Source organism: Tabrizicola caldifontis (genome assembly GCF_004762095.1).
In the GTDB taxonomy this organism is placed as follows: Bacteria; Pseudomonadota; Alphaproteobacteria; order Rhodobacterales; family Rhodobacteraceae; genus Tabrizicola; species Tabrizicola caldifontis.
Genome location: NZ_SIJH01000004.1, coordinates 14,558 through 31,797 on the forward strand (window position 1 = coordinate 14,558; position 17,240 = coordinate 31,797).

Genomic DNA, 17,240 nt, shown 5'->3' on the forward strand with positions numbered 1-17,240 from the left:
CTTCGGTTTACAGTAGAGCCACGCTGACTGTAGACTTCGCAGCATCGCCTTGCACGAAGGGGTCTCCGGGATGCGCGTTCTGCTGACTTACCTGTTCTGTGCCATTACCGGACCTGCACCCGCCTTTGCAGGTGGTCCGGTTACGATCGCGTCTGAGCCGCCACCTACTGTGTCCGCACCACCCACAACTCTTGACTGGTCGGGCGCCTATGCAGGTCTGGGCTACGGCAAGACTTCGGCCGACTATGCCTTGGGTGAATCCATCCAGCCGGAGCTGCCATCCACGACCACCAAAATGACAGACGGCAGAGTGGCTTCAGTGCATGCCGGCTATCTTTTCCAGCAGGGTGTGCTGGTCTACGGCGCTGAACTGTCAGTTTCCAGCCTGAAGGACACCGGCTTTGCGATCGAGCCGGACGCAAAAATCAATCGTGCCATCGATCTGAAGGGCAGGCTGGGTTTTTCGTCCGACCGGGTTCTGGTGTATGGCCTGCTCGGCTATTCGCAGGTCCATTTCACTGCGCCGGGCGACGAAGGATTCACGGCTCGCGGGGCAAGCTATGGCCTCGGCATCGACCTGGCGGCATCCGACAGACTGACGATCGGCCTCGAATATCTGATGCGAAACGCGGGCACCGACCTCACATCGCCGGACCGGGCGGTTGACGTCGATCTTGACACGCTCTCGCTGCGCGTCGGGCTGCGCTTCTGACTGGCGCTGACCCTTGCATCAGGGGGACCCCCCGCCGTTGGATTCCGGCCGCAGGCGAAGCGTGACAGCTTGCGCGAAATCCCTAGACTGCGCCCGGACGAAACAGCAGGCATCCCTTGACCACCGAAACTCTCCCCCCCTCCGGCATCGACCGCCTTCTGGCCATCATGGCGCGCTTGCGCGACCCGCAGACAGGCTGCCCCTGGGACATCGAACAAAGCTTCGCCACCATCGCCCCCTACACGCTGGAAGAGGCGCACGAGGTGGCCGATGCGATCGAGCGGCAGGCCTGGGGCGAACTGAAGGGTGAACTGGGCGATCTCCTGTTACAGGTGGTCTATCACGCGCAGATGGCCGCCGAGGCCGGACATTTCACCTTCGCCGATGTGGTGGCCGCGATCTCCGACAAGATGATCGCCCGCCACCCGCATGTCTTCGGCTCCGAAAGCCGCGACAAGACCGCCGAACAGCAGACCCGCGACTGGGAGGCGCAGAAGGCCCGCGAACGCGGGGCCGCCCGCACGCTGGATGGCGTGGCGCTCGCCCTGCCCGCCCTCACCCGCGCGTTGAAATTGCAGAACCGCGCCGCCCGCGTCGGCTTCGACTGGCCTTCGACTGCCGAAGTGCTGGACAAGCTGATCGAAGAGGCGCGCGAGGTGGTCGAAGCCCGAGACAGCCTTTCCCACGAGGCCCTGACCGAGGAGATCGGCGACCTTCTGTTCGTCATGGCCAACCTGGCCCGCCACCTGAAGGTGGACCCCGAGGCCGCGCTGCGCGCTGCCAATGCCAAGTTCACCCGCCGCTTCGCCCGGATCGAGGACTGGCTGGCTGAATCTGGACGCCGCCCTGCCGACAGCACGCTGGAGGAGATGGACGCGCTATGGAACCGTGCCAAGGCCGAGAACAAGCGGCAGGGCTGATGCCGCTGGCCATTGCGGAAAAATGCCGACAAAATCACTCGGCCTCTTGACCCAAGTAAAACAGTCGGATTTAACCGCCGCATAAACCCGACAAAAGGACTCAGCCATGCTTCGTCTTTCGACCCTGGCACTTCTCGCCTGCTCCACGCCCCTTCTGGCTCAGGAAATCAACGTCTATTCCCACCGGCAGCCGGAACTGATCCAGCCGCTGGTCGATGCCTTCACGGCGGAGACGGGGATCAAGGTCAACGTGGCCTTCGTGGACAAGGGCATGGCCGAACGGCTGGTGGCCGAGGGCAACCGTTCGCCCGCCGATCTGGTGCTGACGGTGGACATCGCCCGCCTGATGCAGATCGTGGATGCCGGGGTGACCCAGCCTGTGCAATCCGAGGTGCTGGAGGCCAACATCCCCGAGACCCTGCGCGACCCGATTGACCACTGGTTCGGGCTGACCGCACGCGCGCGGATCGTATATGCCTCGAAGGACCGGGTGGATCCGAAGGAGATCACCACCTACGAGGATCTGGCCACGGAGAAGTGGAAGGGTAGGCTCTGCTCGCGGTCCGGGCTGAATGATTACAACATCGCGCTGCTGGGCGCCTACATCGTGCATCACGGCGAGGAAGAGGCCACGAAATGGGCCGAGGGTCTGAAGGCCAACCTCGCGCGCAAGCCCGATGGCGGCGACCGTGACCAAGTCAAGGCCATTGCCGCCGGCGAATGCGACATCGCGATCGGCAACACCTATTACATCGGCCAGATGATGGCGGATCCCGAACAACGCGCGGCGGCCGAGGCGGTGAACGTGACCTTCCCGGTCTTCGAGAATGGCGGCACGCATCTGAACATCTCTGGCGTGGCAATGACCAAATCCGCCCCGAACAAGGAAGACGCGCTGAAGTTCATGGAATGGCTGGCGGGCGATACCGCGCAGAAGATCTATGCCGAAACCAACAACGAATATCCGGTGAAACCCGGCGTCGAACGCTCGGCATTGGTCGCGTCCTGGGGCGATTTCACGGCCGACCCGACGCCCCTGGACCAGATCGCCAAGGCCCGCGCTGCGGCGTTGAAGATCATGGAAACGGTCAACTTCGACGGCTGATCTGTTGACTTGCCAATGGCGCCCCGGTCGCAGCCCGGGGCGCATCCCCTTCAGTTGCAGGCAACAAGGCGGGTGAAGGCTGCGGCCGTCTCGGCCAGATCTTCCGGCGCGACGGGGATTCCGGCCATCTCGACCAGCGGATCGACGCCATTCTGCGCGAGGAACAGCTTGGCGATCTCGCACCGGATTGCGAAATTGACGTTCTGCGGAATATCGTCGTAAAGCCGTGCCAGGCCCCGGCATCCAGCTTGGCCACCACGACGCCGACCACCTGCCCCGCCGCATTCAGCACCGGCCCGCCCGAGTTGCCCGGCTGCACGGGCGCCGAGATCTGCATGTTGATCCCGTCGCCACCAACACCCTTCAGGCTGGTCACCGCCCCCCGCGTGACGTTCAGCCCGCCCAGCAGGTCGGGCAGCGGAAAGCCTGCCACCGTGACATCCGAATTCAGGCGCGCCGGTTCCAGCGCAAACACCGCAGGGGCCACCCCTGACAACTCCTCGACCCGCAAGAGCGCAAGGTCGAAGGTCCGGTCCTCGGCTATCAGTGCGGCCGGTCGGCCATCGACCGCCACCCGCCGGCAACCGTTCACGACATGCCGGTTGGTCAGAACGTGGCCCGCAGACGACACGACGAACCCTGACCCGAACCCCATTGCCGGGGCTGGCGTCGAGGCCGTCATGCCGCCTGCCTCGCCCGGCGGGCGGCGCAACCATGGCGCTTCTTTCCCTTCATCTTCTGCCAGCACACGGGCCAGCGTCTCGATGCCGGCAGACAGTCGTCCGGGAGAAATTCCGATCGCGGGCGCATGACCCGGCGCGATGCTGCCGGTGATCGCGGCAAAGGCGCCGGCGTCGTCGTCGCGGGCCGACACCATGATCGTGGACCAGCGCCCCCGCCGGAAATCCGAACGGGTGTAAAGGCTTATGCCCGTGGCCATCCGCACGGACGTGACCCATACCAGCGGCCGGCGCAGGATGTAGGGCACGCCCACCGCCTGCCGCAAGGCATAGTCATGGAACCCCGCTGTCTCCGGCCCGTCGCGCACCGTCAGCGAATAGCCGATCGAACGGCCCCGTACCGTCATGTTGGCAAAGGTATCGGACGGCGCCCCTGCCATCAGCGCCTGCGTCGGCACCAGGAAGGACATGTCGAGTGTCGAATTGTGCTGCCGCTCCCATCCCTCTTCCTCGATCAACGCAAAGGTTTCCAGGGTAACGAGCAACACGGCCATGTTTGTCACCACTGTCTCGCCGGTCAGGGTTTGCACATGGCGTTCCAGGGCGCGCTGGCTTCCTTCGCCCCAGTCACCGTCGATCATCCCGTTGTAATGCCCGGAGAAGGCCAGTCCGGTCTGCAGCAGCCGCTTTTCCTGTGCGGTCAGCACACAGGCGTCGAATGGCGCAAGCATCTGCTCGACCGTATAGGGCCACGCGATGACAGGCGCGAAAAGCAGCAGCACCAGGATCATTGGGCGCATGGGCTGGCTCCGGGGTTGCCTTCCCCGATAGGAGCGGCGGAATCCCCCACGGGTCAAGGATCAATGTCCCTCGCGATTTCCTGACCATCTGGACAAATTTTCTTCCATGTCGCCTTATTCCCGGCAAAGGAGTCACACCCATGCCCCGCAAGATCATCATCGATACCGACCCCGGCCAGGACGACGCCGTCGCCATCCTGCTCGCCCTCGCCTCTCCCGAGCTCGAGGTTCTGGGCATCACCGCCGTTGCCGGCAACGTGCCCCTGCCGCTGACCCAGAAGAACGGGCGCACCGTCGTCGAACTTGCCCGAAAGGACACCCCGGTCTATGCCGGTTGCGAGGCACCGCTGAAGCGCAAACTCGTCACTGCCGAACATGTCCACGGCAAGACAGGGCTTGACGGTATCGCCCTGCCCGACCCAACGCATCCGCTGCAACCCGAACACGCCGTCGATTTCCTGATCGACACGCTGCGCGCCCATGCCCCCGGCACGATCACCCTCTGCCCGCTTGGCCCGCTGACGAACATCGCCACCGCCTTCCAGCGCGCCCCGGATATCGTTTCGCGTGTGGCCGAGATCGTCCTGATGGGCGGCGGCTGCTTCGAAGGCGGCAACATCACCCCGGCGGCAGAATTCAACATCTACGTCGATCCCGAAGCCGCCGACATCGTGTTCCGATCCGGCGTTCCGCTGGTGGTCATGCCGCTTGACGTCACCCACAAGGCGCTGACCAGCCGTGCCTGGGTCGAGGGGATGCGGTCCCTCGGCACGCCCGTCGGCCAGGCGGTGGCCAGCTGGACCGATTTCTTCGAACGCTTCGACACCGCCAAATACGGCAGCGAAGGCGCCCCCCTGCACGACCCCTGCGTGATCGCCTATCTGCTGGAACCCGCCCTCTTCACCGGCCGGCACATCAACGTGGAAATCGAAACGCAAAGCCCCCTCACCCTCGGCATGACCGTCGCCGACTGGTGGCGCGTGACCGACCGCGCGCCCAACGCGCTCTTCATGGGCGGCGTGGACCGGGAGGGGTTCTACCGGCTGCTGACGGAGCGGTTGGGGAGGTTGTGAGGGGACACCCGGGCCAAAGCTCCGGTTTCTCCGGGTTGACCCGACATGATGACACCTCGACACGTCGCGGTCTCGGTAGTGCCGACCAAAGCTCCGGGCATCCGCCACGGACCATCCATTGCACAAGGCGAGGGTCCGCGTGGCTATTTCTGGCTCTGCATCGCAGATCCTGGCGTTGGGTGCGCTTCCGCACCGCTGCGTTGATCAGCACGCGGCGCTGCCCAGACACTGAACAGCGGCCGTCCGTAAAGCTGCGCGGAAGCGCAACCTACGGCGCAGCCTTAGGGCATCTTGCGGGGCCGTCGATGATCCGCATTTGCCCAACCTGGACAGATCGGATCTTGCTGCCCCGCCGCCTCAACCCAGCGGCAGCACCACCGAGAACCGGCTGCCCTCGCCCTTCTCGCTTTCGATCCGCAGCCAGCCGCGGTGGCGGCTGACGATGTGCTTGACGATGGCAAGGCCCAGGCCCGTTCCGCCCATCTCGCGGCTGCGGTGGCTGTCGACACGGTAGAACCGTTCGGTCAGGCGCGGGATGTGGATCGGGTCGATGCCTTCGCCTTCGTCCGCGACATCGACGCGGATCGCCGGGCCGCGGACGGTGTCCTCGGGGCTGAGCGTGATCCGCACGACCTGCCCTTCCCTTCCGTATTTCAGCGCATTCTCGATCAGATTGGTGAAGACCTGCGTCAGCTGGTCGGCATCCCCCGGCACGGTCAACGGATCACCCGCCAACTCCACCCGCGCGCGCGACCGCTCGGCCACCCCGTTCAGGGATCCGATCACGTTTTCCAGAAGCGGCTTCAGTTCCACCCTGTCGCGGGGACGGACCCGCTCTTCCGCCTCGACGCGCGAAAGCTGCAACAGGTCGCGAACCAACCGGTTCATGCGCCCCGCCTCGTGCTCCATGATGCCCAGAAACATGTCGCGCGCCTTGGGATCGTCGCGCGCGGCATTCTTCAGCGTCTCGATGAAGCCCATCAGCGCGGTCAGAGGGGTGCGCAACTCATGAGAGACATTGGCCACGAAGTCGCGCCGCATCTCTCCGGCCTTCTCCTCCTCGCTGACATCGCGAAAGACGCACAACACGTGGCCCTCGCCCTGATCCGACACGGTGACCTGGAACACCTGCTCCTGCCCGTCGCGCCGCAGGGTCATGCGGGCCTCCTGCACGCCACCCTGCCGCGTGACGGCGCCGATCGCGGCCAGCACCGAAGGCGCCCGCACGGCCATGGCGGGGTTGCGACCGACGACTCCGTCGCCCAGAAGGGCGATGAGCGGGCCGTTCCCGGCTTCGACCCGGTCCTCGCGCTCCACCAGCATCGCCGGCATCGGCAGCCCTGCAAGCACCCTGTCCCAATCCATCCCGCGCCCCTGCCCGGCCAGCCGGGTCAACTTTTTGCCTCACGCGTCTTGCCAGGTCAGGAAATAGCGGTAATCTTTCTGCACTGTAAGTGAATTAGTTCGCTGCCGGCCTTTGCCCGGATCGAAGGTCGGCACCGGTGGAAACTCCAGGCGATCCAGACGCTTGCCCGGCGCCCCTCATGACGGAGGTGGAGCTAACGATGTCGCAGAGGTTGAGATGCCTGGTGATCGGCATTCCCCAGGCGACCTTCCCGGAAGGCTTGCTCCGGCCCGATGAAGCCGCGTCTATCCCGTATGCGCAACTGGCCGAACACCTGCCGCTGCCCGATACGCTGGAACTGGTGGTTGCGCCGCTGTTCTGCGACGATTTCGATGCCCTGGAAATAATCGAAACACTTGGATCGGCGGGCTATCGCCGCGTGCTGCGCATCGTGGCGCCCAAGCTGCCCAACCGGCAGATCGTCCTGCGCGAGTTGCGCAGCCATGCCGTCCGGCAAGGCATCACGCTGGAAATGGTGGAAGAGGGCTGAACCTCAGGCCGGGCGCAGCCCCTGGCGGTAACGGGCAGCATTGGCCCGATAGCCAGCCGCTGACAGCAGAAGGCGGTCACGCGCAGCCTGGTCCAGAACGCGCACCACCTTGCCCGGCGCGCCCATGACCAGCGACCCGTCAGGTATTTCCTTGCCTTCGGTCACCAGTGCGCAAGCGCCGATCAGACAGCCACGGCCGATCCGAGCGCCATTCAGGATCGTCGCCCCCATCCCGATCAGGCTGCCGTCGCCGATCATGCATCCATGCAGCATGGCCTTGTGTCCGATGGTACAATCGGTGCCGATAACCAGCGGATAGCCCATGTCTGTGTGCAGGACACAGTTCTCCTGCACGTTCGAGCCGCGGCCCACGCGGATTTCCTCATTGTCGCCACGGATCGTCACACCGAACCAGACCGAGGCCTCTGCCTCCAGGACGACGCGACCGATCAGGTTGGCATCCGGCGCCACCCAGGCTGTCGGGTCGATCTGCGGAGAGATGCCGTCAAGCGCATAGATCATCGGGCCTCGAACTCCTCGTTCAACGAGCGGACAAAGGCCGACAGGTCCGGCTGGCGTTCGCGTTTCAGGCGTTCCGCCGTCAGGATGGTCTTGAGCTTGTCGAAGGTTGCCTCGAGATCATCGTTGACCAGCACATAGTCGTACTCCGCCCAGTGGCTTATCTCGTCGCGGCTTTTGGCCATGCGACCGCGGATGACCTCGTCGCTGTCCTGGGCGCGGGTCCGCAGTCGCCGTTCCAGTTCGGCAATGGACGGCGGCAGGATGAAGATCGACACGACATCGCCGCGCATGGCCTGCTTGATCTGCTGGCCACCCTGCCAGTCAATGTCGAAGACGGTATCGGTGCCCGCTTCCATCGCCGCCAGCACCGGGCCCTTTGGCGAGCCGTACAGGTTTCCGAAGACCTCGGCGTGTTCCAGCATCTCGCCGGCCTTCACCATGGCCTCGAATTCCTCGCGCGAGCGGAAATAGTATTCCCGCCCGTCCACCTCGCCCGGACGGGGGGGGCGCGTCGTGGCCGAGACCGAAAAGCGCATCGTCGGATCCCAGGCCATCAGCATCCGGCTGAGCGTCGATTTGCCGGCGCCCGAGGGCGAGGAAAGGATGAGAAGCAGCCCGCGCCGCGTCATTGGTCATTCCACATTCTGCACCTGTTCGCGCATCTGATCGATGACGGTTTTCAGGTCAAGGCCGATCCGGGTCAGCGCCAGAGACTGCGCCTTGGAACACAGCGTGTTCGCTTCGCGCATGAATTCCTGCATCAGGAAATCCAGCTTGCGGCCCACCGGGGCGGTTTCGGTAAGATGGGCGCGGGCTGCGGCGACATGGGCCGACAGGCGATCCAGCTCCTCGGTCACGTCGGTCTTCACGGCCAGCATCGCCAGTTCCTGAGCCAGCCGGCCCGCGTCCACCGCGTCGGTCGCCGCCATCACGCGGGCAACCGCCTCGCGCAGCGTGTCGGCCTGGACCGCCGACCGCGCGACGGCCTCGCGCTGCGCTTCGGCGGTCAGGGCCTCGATCCGGTCAAGTTGCGCGGCAAGAACGGCGGCCAGTGCCGCACCTTCGGTCGCGCGCATTGCTGCAAAGTCGGCAAGCAGGCCCGGAAGGTCGGCCAGGATCGCGGCGCGCAGGGGGGCGGTGTCCTGGGTTTCGCTGCTCTGGTCCAGGACGCCGCGCAGCGTCAGCACATCGGTCGCCGTCGGCTGGCGCAGGGTGACACCTGCCGCCACCGCGGCTGCTTCCACTTCGCCCAGGGCCGCCAGAGCCGCCGCCAGCTGGCGCCGGTTCAGCCGGAAAACGCCATCATCGCCGCCGCCGTCCTGCATGACCTTCAACGTCAGGGTGACATTTCCGCGCGGCACAGCCTTCTGCAATTCCGCACGGACTGCCAGTTCCAGCCCGTCGATCCAGTCAGGAAGGCGCAGGCGCAGATCCAGCCCCTTGCCGTTGACCGAACGCAGGTCCCAGACCCAGGCGTGGCCCGCCCCGGTGCCGCGCCTTGCGGCAAAGCCTGTCATCGAAATCATGCGGTCCTTTCAGCCCCGAGAGGCCCGGTATTTACCATTTGATTAGATTTTCGTCCGATTCTTGGCGATCCGCCGTAGCTTGTCTTCATGGCGTGGCCACGGATGGGCCGCAAGTCGCAAGGTCCGTTCGGCAAGGTATGCGATGGATGCAAGGTTTCCTGACCGGGGTCGTTTCCACCCGCCCCATCCAAGCAGGGCATTGCAGTTGATTCCCGGTCCCGCGGATGTCTTGGCCTGCTGGAAAAACCTGCGCAAGCCCGGCTATGTCCTGGACCGTGCGCAACTGGACGCGCGCAGACTGGCCGGCGTGCTGAACCGTGTGTTCCTTGCCGAACCCCTCGGCAAGGGGATTGCGCATCTACGTTTCGCCGGCTCGACGCTGGCCAGCATCGCCGGAGCGGACCTGCGCGGCCTTCCCCTGTGCTGTCTTTTTTCCGCCGAGGCCCGGGAAACCCTGGCCGAAGTGGTCGAATGCGTTGCAGCAGACAGAAGGTTGGCCACGCTGGTCCTGACATTGGACAGGTGCTGTGTGCAGCCCGTCGCGCAGCTGCTGCTATTGCCCCTGACCGATGGCCCCGAAAAACGGCTGGTGCTGGGGTGCCTTGGCAGCAACCTGGTGCCACCAAGGTCAAGGTTCCGCATCCTGCGCCGGATCGCGGAACTACCCGTCGTGCCACGCACTTCGGCGTCGGAAACTGTCGGGATTGGGGCCACCCCAAGCCGCCGCTACCTGAAGCTGGTTCACTGCTCAGACGAATGACTGCGGCGGCAAGGTGGCCCCCGCCGCCGCGACGCCGTGCCCGTTACGGTGGCTAAAGCGCCACGCGCCGGTCGGCCTCGCGCTGCGAGCACAGTTCTTCAGCCACCAGGAAGGCCAATTCCAGCGATTGGCTGGCATTGAGCCGCGGGTCGCAGGCGGTATGATAGCGGTCGGCCAGGTTCTCGTCCGACACGGCGCGCAGGCCACCAGTGCATTCGGTCACGTCCTTGCCGGTCATCTCGAAATGCACCCCGCCCGGCACCGTGCCTTCGGCCTTGTGGATGGCGAAGAACTCGCGCACCTCGCGCAGGACGCTGTCGAAGGGCCGGGTCTTGTAGCCTGTCGAGGATTTGATCGTGTTGCCATGCATCGGGTCGCAGGACCAGACGACGTTCGCGCCTTCCTCGCGCACGGTCTTGATCAGCCGCGGCAGATGGTCACCCACCTTGCCCGCGCCAAAGCGCGCGATCAGCGTCAGCCGGCCCGGCTCGTTCTCCGGGTTCAGCTTGGCCATCAGCACCTTCAGATCCTCGGCCGTGGTGGTGGGGCCGCATTTCAGCCCGATCGGGTTCAGCACGCCGCGGCAGAATTCGACATGCGCCCCGTCGGGCTGCCGTGTGCGATCGCCGATCCAGATCATGTGGCCCGAGCCCGCGACCGGCTGACCCGTGATCGAATCCACCCGGCACAGCGCCTCTTCGTATTCCAGGAGCAGCGCCTCGTGGCTGGTATAGAAATCGACGCGCGCCAGCTCTTGCGCGGTGTCGCTGTTGACCCCGGCCGCATTCATGAAATCCAGCGCATCAGAGATGCGGTTGGCCATTTCCCGATAGCGTTCGGCCTTGTCATGTTCGGCAAAGCCCAGCGTCCAGGAATGCACCCGGTGGATGTCGGCAAAACCGCCGGTGCTGAAGGCGCGCAGCAGGTTCAGGCTGGCCGCCGCCTGGGTATAGGCCTGCAACATCCGCGCCGGGTCGGGGATGCGCGCCTCGGGCGTGGGCTCGAATCCGTTGATGATGTCGCCCTTGTAGCTAGGCAGCTCCACACCGTTGATGACCTCGGTCGGGGCGCTGCGCGGCTTGGCGAACTGGCCGGCCATGCGGCCGACCTTGATGACCGGCACCTTGGCGGCATAGGTCAGCACCACCGCCATCTGCAGCATCACCCGGAAGGTATCGCGTATGTTGTCGGCGCTGAATTCCGCAAAGCTTTCGGCGCAGTCGCCACCCTGCAGAAGGAAGGCCTTGCCCTCGGCCGCAAGTGCAAGCTGCTTCTTCAGCCGCCGCGCCTCGCCGGCGAAGACAAGCGGGGGATACTTCGCCAGCTGGGCCTCGACCGCGTTCAGTGCACCCTGATCGGGATAATCCGGCATCTGGACCCGCGGCTTCGCGCGCCAGGCGGCTTTCGTCCATCCCTTGGTCATCGGTCCTACTCCAGTCATCGGCAGATCGGCCTGCGGTATACGCAACCGTTTCCGCCTTGGCAAAGGGAGATTGGGCGAAAACTGCCCGTTTCGGCCCTTGCGGCTGCCCGGAATTTGCGGTTCCGTAGCATGCAAACGACACGTTCAGGTCGCAAGATGTCGAATCTTCCGCGCAAAGCCACTCCAATCGCCAAGGAAGCAACGCCCCGGCGTTTCGTCTTTCTGCTTCTCGACCGTTTCACCATGCTGTCCTTTGCCGGTGCGATCGAGCCCCTGCGCATCGCGAACCGCGTTTCGGGGCAGGAACTTTACCGCTGGGTTCTGGCTGGCGAAGGCGGGGAATATGCCACCTGTTCGAACGGCGCGGCCTTCAAGCTGGACATGGGGCTGGACGAGATCGAGCGTGACGACATCGTGCTGGTCTGCGGCGGTGTCGATGTGCAGAAGGCGACGACCCGGGGCATCATCAACTGGCTTCGGCGCGAGGCGCGGCGGGGGGCAACCATCGGGGGGCTGTGCACCGGGGCCTATGCCGTCGCCAAGGCCGGCCTGCTGGACGGAAAGAAGGCCACGATCCACTGGGAAAACCAGGACGGCTTCCTTGAGGAGTTCGAGGCGGTCAAGCTGACCAAGTCAGTCTTCGTCATGGACGGCAACCGCTGGACCACTGCGGGGGGCACCTCGTCCATCGACCTGATGCTGAAGGTCATTGCCGCCGACCATGGCGAGGATCTGGCGAACACGGTCGCCGACCAGCTGATCTATTCCACGATCCGCACCGATCAGGACACCCAGCGCCTGTCGATCCCGACCAGGATCGGTGTGCGACACCCGAAACTCAGCCAGGTCATCCAGATGATGGAGGGCAACATCGAGGATCCGATGTCACCCGCCGATCTGGCCGAGGAAGTGGGCATGTCCACGCGCCAGCTGGAACGGCTGTTCCGCCGCTATCTGAACCGCAGCCCCAAACGCTATTACATGGAACTGCGGCTGCAGAAGGCGCGAAACCTGCTGATGCAGACCGACATGAGCGTGATCAACGTGGCGCTGGCCTGCGGTTTTGCCAGCCCTTCGCATTTCTCGAAATGCTACCGCAGCCATTATCACACCACACCCTATCGTGAACGCGGCACCCAGGGGCTCCCCGGCGGGGCACCGGCACGTCTGTCGATCTGAACGGCTGCTCCGGGCCTGTCAGGCGCGCGGATCGTCGCCGAACCGGTTCGCGCCGGGGTAGCCCTTGCTGGCGAAGAACACGATCAGGACGATGATCCCGATCAGCGGCACAAGGCCGATCAACAGCCACCAGCCCGACCGGTCGGTATCGTGCAGCCGCCGAACGGAAAGGGCCAGCGCCGGGATCAGGTTGACCAGAGACCACAGCATCGACAGCGGGCCGCCGTTGTAGCTTGCCTCGAACCCGCCACCGCCGCGCATCATGGCCCCCTGGCCAAGACCCAAGGCAGTCTCGACGACCATGATGATGAACGAGACGATGACGGAGAACAGAAAGAACCACCAGTACTCGGACCGCTGGGCCCGACCGCTGAAGTTGAAGTAATTGCGATATACATTGCTGACAGCTTTGGCAAAATTCATCCGCGCCTCAAATGTTCCATGCGATTGAAAACGCCTTGCATTTTCGCAAGGTCAGCCTGGAATTCAAATCCTTTCCTTCCGGAACGATGCCCCAGGGCCATGCGGCCGCGGTCTTCAGTCTGCCGGGGTAAGCCTGTAGGCCGCACCGTTCAGAACCGAAAGGAACCAGATCGAACCGTCCGGCGCCTCGCGCACGTCGCGCACGCGAAGCGTGGCCTCGCCCGCAAGCCGTTCCTCGGCATAGCCGGTGACAGCCGGCGTGTCGGGGTCAAGCCGGCCCAGAAAATCGCTGTTCAGCGAACCGAAGAAGATGTCGCCACGCCATTCCGGCACCAGCGCGCCGGAATAGATCATCAGGCCCGACGGCGCGATCGAAGGATCCCAGAAATGCACGGGCTGTTCCATGCCGTCCCGTTCCGTGCCGGCGCCGATCGGCTGCCCGTTGTAATTGACCCCATAGGTGATGACCGGCCAACCATAGTTCCTGCCGGGTGCCGGCGCGTTCAGCTCGTCGCCCCCGCGCGCACCGTGTTCGACGGTCCACAGCCGACCCTGCAGATCCAGCGCGGCACCTTGCGCGTTGCGGTGGCCAAGGCTGTAGACACCGGGCAGGGCAGCGGGCAATACGGTTGCGGGCTGGCCATCGCGGGCAAGATGGATCACCTTGCCTTCACCGCGCATCGGGTCCTGCGCTTCCAGTCCCCCGGGCCCGGTGCCACGGTCACCCACAGTCATGAAGATCGACCCGTCCGGCGCCTCCACGAGGCGCGAGCCGAAGTGCCGCCCCCCACTTGCGCCTTCGGGAATGGCAAAGACCTGCTCGAAGCCAACCAGGCGGCTGCCGTCCTCGGACAGGATCCCGCGCCCCACGGCAGTGACCGCCCCTGCGTCGCGCGGTGCGGAATAGCTGAGCCAGACCTCTCGGCTGACAGGAAAATCGCGCGGCACCATCAGGTCTAGCAGACCGCCCTGCCCTTCGGCTGCAACCTCGGGCCCCCCCTCGACCGTAACCGCTTCGCCCCCCGCAGCCGCGAAGTATTTCAGCACCCCGTCCCTTTCGGTCACGAGGAAAGCCCCGCCGGGCAGGAAGCCGATGGCCCATGGCTCCTGCAATCCGGTCGCAACCGGGATGACGGACATCGGGCCGGCTGACGTGTCCAGAATGTCCTGGGCCAGGGCGTGACCGGCAAAAGCCACCAGCGTGGTCAGGGCAAGGGCGCGGCGCATGGTTCTCCTTTCGGTTGCTTCCCCTGGACCTAGGTCGCATGGCGGTAAACGTCCACTCACCACAGGTCACGGCTTGGTTGGGATTGGTGCCCCGAAAGACCCGTCAAACCGCTTTTCTTTTCGATTTTGGCCTACTAGGGTCTTCCGCAGGATTGCGATCCAATTAGGGAGACAACAATGAAAAAACTGCTTCTGGCGTCGGCAGCGGCCACCGCGCTTGCCGGGGCCGCCGCGGCCGAAGAGGTCAAGGTCGGCATCCTGATCGGCTTCACCGGCCCCATCGAATCCCTCGCCCCCGCCATGGCGGCGGCGGCCGAGATGGCGATGAAGGAAGTGTCGGATTCGGGCAAGTTCCTCGGCGGCTCAACGATGGTGCCGGTGCGCGGCGACAGCACCTGCGGCGATGCCCAGGCCGGCACGGCCGCAGCCGAACGTCTGGTCACCTCGGACATGGTCAAGGGCATCGTCGGCGCCGACTGTTCGGGCGTGACGGGTGCCGTTCTGCAGAACGTCGCTCGCCCGAACGGCATGGTCATGATCTCGCCCTCGGCCACCTCGCCCGCGCTGACCACGGCCGAGGATGATGGCCTGTTCTTCCGCACCGCGCCGTCGGATGCGCGCGAAGGCGAAGTCATGGCCGAAATGCTGGTCGAAAAGGGCATCAAGTCGATCGCGCTGACTTACACCAACAACGACTACGGCAAGGGTCTGGCCGAAGCCATTGCCAATTCCTTCACCGCCAAGGGCGGCACGGTCACGATCAACGCCGCGCACGAGGACGGAAAGGCCGACTATTCGGCTGAAGTTGCGGCGCTGGCCTCGGCCGGCGGCGACCTGCTGGTTGTCGCGGGCTATCTGGACCAGGGCGGCAAGGGCATCATCCAGGCCGCGCTGGACACCGGTGCCTTCTCGACCTTCGGCCTGCCGGGCGGCATGATCGGCGACAGCCTGCCCCAGGCGATCGGGCCGGCGCTGGACGGCTCTTGGGGCCAGATCGCGGGCTCGGATTCGGCCGGTGCCGCGACGTTCGAGGAGATGGCCAAGGCGGCCGGCTTCGACGGAACCTCGGCCTATGCGCCGGAAAGCTATGACGCGGCTGCCCTGATCGCGCTGGCCATGGCGGCGGCGGGCTCGACCGATCCGAAGGTCTACAAGGACAAGGTCATGGAAGTGGCCAACGGTCCGGCCGATGGCACTGGCGAAAAGATCTATCCGGGCGAACTGGCCAAGGCACTGGATCTGATCGCGGCCGGGACGCCCATCGACTACGAGGGCGCGACCGCCGTGCACCTGATCGGGCCCGGCGAAAGCGCAGGCCGCTACCGGGTGATCGAGGTCCGGAACGGCAAGAACGAGACCGTCGGTTTCCGCTGATACGGAAAACCGGTTGACAGACCAGCGCGGCCCGGGCATGTCCCCGGGCCGCTGCTTATGAACCCGCCCGAACAGAGGCGGGGCCTTGGGGGAAATGGATGATCGTAGTCGAAGACCTTCACCGGCACTTCGGGGGCTTTCGTGCCGTTGACGGGGCGTCGCTGACCATCAGGACCGGCTCGATCACCGGACTGATCGGACCGAACGGCGCGGGCAAGACCACCCTGTTCAACGTGATTGCCGGACGCCTGCCGCCGACCTCGGGCCGGGTGCTGATGGACGGCGAGGACATCACCGGCCTGCCCCCGCATGTGCTGTTCCACAAGGGCCTGCTGCGCACCTTCCAGATCGCGCACGAGTTCGGGTCGATGACGGTGCGCGAAAACCTGATGATGGTGCCGCCCAATCAGACGGGCGAGACGATCTTCAACACCTGGTTCCGGCGGGGCACCATTGCGGCCGAAGAAAAGCGGCTGCGCGAAAAGGCCGACGAGGTGCTGGAGTTCCTGACGATCAGCCATCTGGCCGACCAGAAGGCCGCCAACATCTCGGGCGGGCAGAAGAAGTTGCTGGAGCTGGGGCGGACGATGATGGTGGACGCCAAGATCGTCTTCCTGGACGAGGTCGGTGCTGGCGTGAACCGGACGCTTCTGAACACGATCGGCGATGCCATCGTGCGGCTGAACAGGGAACGCGGCTATACCTTCTGCGTGATCGAACACGACATGGACTTCATCGCGCGTCTCTGCAACCCGGTGATCGTGATGGCCGAAGGCAAGGTTCTGGCCGAGGGCACCGTGGACGAGGTGAAAAGCGACGAGCGCGTGATCGAGGCCTATCTGGGCACCGGGTTGAAGAACAAGGCCAAGGCGGAGGGCTTCCATGTCTGAGCCCTTCCTGATCGGCGAGGCGATGACCGGCGGCTATGGCGCGGTCGATATCCTGCATGGCTGCACAATTGCGGTCGAAAGGGGTGAAATCGCAGTGATCGTCGGCCCCAACGGGGCGGGCAAGTCCACCGCGATGAAGGCCGTCTTCGGCATGCTGAAACTGCGTGCGGGCCATGTCCGGCTGGACGGCGAGGACATCACCCAACTTTCGCCCCAGGCACGCGTGGCCAAGGGCATGGCCTTCGTGCCGCAGACGCACAACATCTTCACCTCGATGACGGTCGAGGAGAACCTGGAAATGGGCGCCTTCCTGCGCCGCGACGACATTCGGACGACGATGGAGCAGGTCTATGAACTGTTCCCGATCCTGAAGACCAAACGCTATCAGGCGGCGGGGGAACTGTCTGGCGGCCAGCGCCAGCAGGTGGCCGTGGGTCGCGCGCTGATGACCCAGCCCAAGGTTCTGATGCTGGACGAACCGACTGCCGGCGTCAGCCCCATCGTGATGGACGAGCTGTTCGACCGCATCATCGAGGTCGCCCGGACCGGCATTTCCATCCTGATGGTCGAACAGAACGCCCGCCAGGCGCTCGAGATCGCAGACAAGGGTTATGTTCTGGTGCAGGGTGCCAACCGCTTCACCGACACCGGCAAGGCCCTGATGGCCGACCCGGAAGTGCGCCGCAGCTTCCTGGGCGGCTGACATGACCCGAACCTGCCCACCGAACCGC

Annotated in this window: 18 protein-coding genes; 10 read left to right on the top strand and 8 right to left on the bottom strand. The window is 64.9% G+C overall.

What is annotated here, in order from left to right:
- The first annotated feature begins 70 nt into the window (after window positions 1-70).
- The 3 genes from EYB42_RS04070 to EYB42_RS04080 all read left to right on the top strand — a co-directional run bounded on the left by EYB42_RS04070 (window position 71) and on the right by EYB42_RS04080 (window position 2,737).
- Window positions 71-712 carry an outer membrane protein gene (locus tag EYB42_RS04070; RefSeq protein ID WP_135448503.1) on the top strand — a complete coding sequence of 214 codons (642 nt, stop codon included), beginning with the start codon at window positions 71-73 and terminating at the stop codon, window positions 710-712.
- A gap of 116 nt (window positions 713-828) precedes the next feature.
- Window positions 829-1,632: a nucleoside triphosphate pyrophosphohydrolase gene (gene mazG / locus EYB42_RS04075; protein ID WP_276605847.1), complete on the top strand. Its 804-nt coding sequence runs from the start codon at window positions 829-831 to the stop codon at window positions 1,630-1,632.
- A 106-nt stretch (window positions 1,633-1,738) separates the two neighbouring features.
- Complete coding sequence (locus tag EYB42_RS04080) at window positions 1,739-2,737, top strand: Fe(3+) ABC transporter substrate-binding protein (protein ID WP_135448504.1); 999 nt, start codon at window positions 1,739-1,741, stop codon at window positions 2,735-2,737.
- Here EYB42_RS04080 and EYB42_RS04085 read toward each other — a convergent pair.
- A complete protein-coding gene (locus tag EYB42_RS04085) occupies window positions 2,721-4,217 on the bottom strand; it encodes a S1 family peptidase (RefSeq protein ID WP_135448505.1) in 1,497 nt (498 codons plus the stop codon). The genes EYB42_RS04080 and EYB42_RS04085 overlap by 17 nt on opposite strands.
- Before the next feature lie 140 nt (window positions 4,218-4,357).
- On the opposite strand from EYB42_RS04085, the gene EYB42_RS04090 reads away from it, so the two are divergent.
- Window positions 4,358-5,290: a nucleoside hydrolase gene (locus EYB42_RS04090; RefSeq protein WP_135448506.1), complete on the top strand. Its 933-nt coding sequence runs from the start codon at window positions 4,358-4,360 to the stop codon at window positions 5,288-5,290.
- Between the two features lie 357 nt (window positions 5,291-5,647).
- Here the strand turns inward: EYB42_RS04090 and EYB42_RS04095 are convergent, their stop codons facing one another.
- Complete coding sequence (locus EYB42_RS04095) at window positions 5,648-6,655, bottom strand: sensor histidine kinase (RefSeq protein WP_135448508.1); 1,008 nt, start codon at window positions 6,653-6,655, stop codon at window positions 5,648-5,650.
- 179 nt (window positions 6,656-6,834) lie between these two features.
- On the opposite strand from EYB42_RS04095, the gene EYB42_RS04100 reads away from it, so the two are divergent.
- Window positions 6,835-7,185, top strand: coding sequence for a hypothetical protein (locus EYB42_RS04100; protein WP_135448510.1), 351 nt, complete (start codon window positions 6,835-6,837; stop codon window positions 7,183-7,185).
- A 3-nt stretch (window positions 7,186-7,188) separates the two neighbouring features.
- On the opposite strand, the gene EYB42_RS04105 is transcribed toward EYB42_RS04100, so the two are convergent.
- The 3 genes from EYB42_RS04105 to EYB42_RS04115 are packed head-to-tail and all read right to left on the bottom strand — an operon-like array spanning window position 7,189 to window position 9,224.
- Window positions 7,189-7,707 carry a gamma carbonic anhydrase family protein gene (locus tag EYB42_RS04105; protein WP_135448512.1) on the bottom strand — a complete coding sequence of 173 codons (519 nt, stop codon included), beginning with the start codon at window positions 7,705-7,707 and terminating at the stop codon, window positions 7,189-7,191.
- Window positions 7,704-8,336 carry a guanylate kinase gene (gene gmk, locus EYB42_RS04110; RefSeq protein WP_135448514.1) on the bottom strand — a complete coding sequence of 211 codons (633 nt, stop codon included), beginning with the start codon at window positions 8,334-8,336 and terminating at the stop codon, window positions 7,704-7,706. The genes EYB42_RS04105 and gmk overlap by 4 nt, the downstream gene beginning before the upstream one ends.
- Before the next feature lie 3 nt (window positions 8,337-8,339).
- Window positions 8,340-9,224 (bottom strand): YicC/YloC family endoribonuclease, encoded by an 885-nt coding sequence (locus tag EYB42_RS04115; RefSeq protein ID WP_135448775.1) that lies wholly within the window; start codon window positions 9,222-9,224, stop codon window positions 8,340-8,342.
- A gap of 238 nt (window positions 9,225-9,462) precedes the next feature.
- Here EYB42_RS04115 and EYB42_RS04120 point away from each other — a divergent pair, with 238 nt between their 5' ends.
- Complete coding sequence (locus EYB42_RS04120; RefSeq protein ID WP_167850918.1) at window positions 9,463-9,993, top strand: PAS domain-containing protein; 531 nt, start codon at window positions 9,463-9,465, stop codon at window positions 9,991-9,993.
- 52 nt (window positions 9,994-10,045) lie between these two features.
- On the opposite strand, the gene EYB42_RS04125 is transcribed toward EYB42_RS04120, so the two are convergent.
- Window positions 10,046-11,416 (bottom strand): class II 3-deoxy-7-phosphoheptulonate synthase, encoded by a 1,371-nt coding sequence (locus EYB42_RS04125; RefSeq protein WP_135448519.1) that lies wholly within the window; start codon window positions 11,414-11,416, stop codon window positions 10,046-10,048.
- A 156-nt stretch (window positions 11,417-11,572) separates the two neighbouring features.
- Between EYB42_RS04125 and EYB42_RS04130 the strand changes: the two genes are divergently transcribed.
- Window positions 11,573-12,595: a GlxA family transcriptional regulator gene (locus EYB42_RS04130; protein WP_135448521.1), complete on the top strand. Its 1,023-nt coding sequence runs from the start codon at window positions 11,573-11,575 to the stop codon at window positions 12,593-12,595.
- Between the two features lie 18 nt (window positions 12,596-12,613).
- On the opposite strand, the gene EYB42_RS04135 is transcribed toward EYB42_RS04130, so the two are convergent.
- Together EYB42_RS04135 and EYB42_RS04140 are read right to left on the bottom strand one after the other, a co-directional pair.
- Entirely contained in the window at window positions 12,614-13,018 is a 405-nt protein-coding gene (locus EYB42_RS04135) for a DUF805 domain-containing protein (protein ID WP_135448524.1), read from the bottom strand.
- Window positions 13,019-13,132: 114 nt separating this feature from the next.
- On the bottom strand, window positions 13,133-14,245 hold the full coding sequence (locus EYB42_RS04140) for a PQQ-dependent sugar dehydrogenase (RefSeq protein WP_135448526.1): 1,113 nt from the start codon (window positions 14,243-14,245) through the stop codon (window positions 13,133-13,135).
- Between the two features lie 177 nt (window positions 14,246-14,422).
- On the opposite strand from EYB42_RS04140, the gene EYB42_RS04145 reads away from it, so the two are divergent.
- From EYB42_RS04145 to EYB42_RS04155, 3 genes are all read left to right on the top strand, one after another.
- The gene (locus EYB42_RS04145) at window positions 14,423-15,619 is read left to right on the top strand and encodes an ABC transporter substrate-binding protein (protein ID WP_135448529.1); all 1,197 of its coding nucleotides are present in this window, start codon (window positions 14,423-14,425) and stop codon (window positions 15,617-15,619) included.
- A gap of 98 nt (window positions 15,620-15,717) precedes the next feature.
- The gene (locus EYB42_RS04150) at window positions 15,718-16,509 is read left to right on the top strand and encodes an ABC transporter ATP-binding protein (protein WP_135448531.1); all 792 of its coding nucleotides are present in this window, start codon (window positions 15,718-15,720) and stop codon (window positions 16,507-16,509) included.
- Window positions 16,502-17,212, top strand: coding sequence for an ABC transporter ATP-binding protein (locus EYB42_RS04155; protein ID WP_135448533.1), 711 nt, complete (start codon window positions 16,502-16,504; stop codon window positions 17,210-17,212). The genes EYB42_RS04150 and EYB42_RS04155 overlap by 8 nt, the downstream gene beginning before the upstream one ends.
- The last annotated feature ends 28 nt before the right edge of the window (window positions 17,213-17,240 follow it).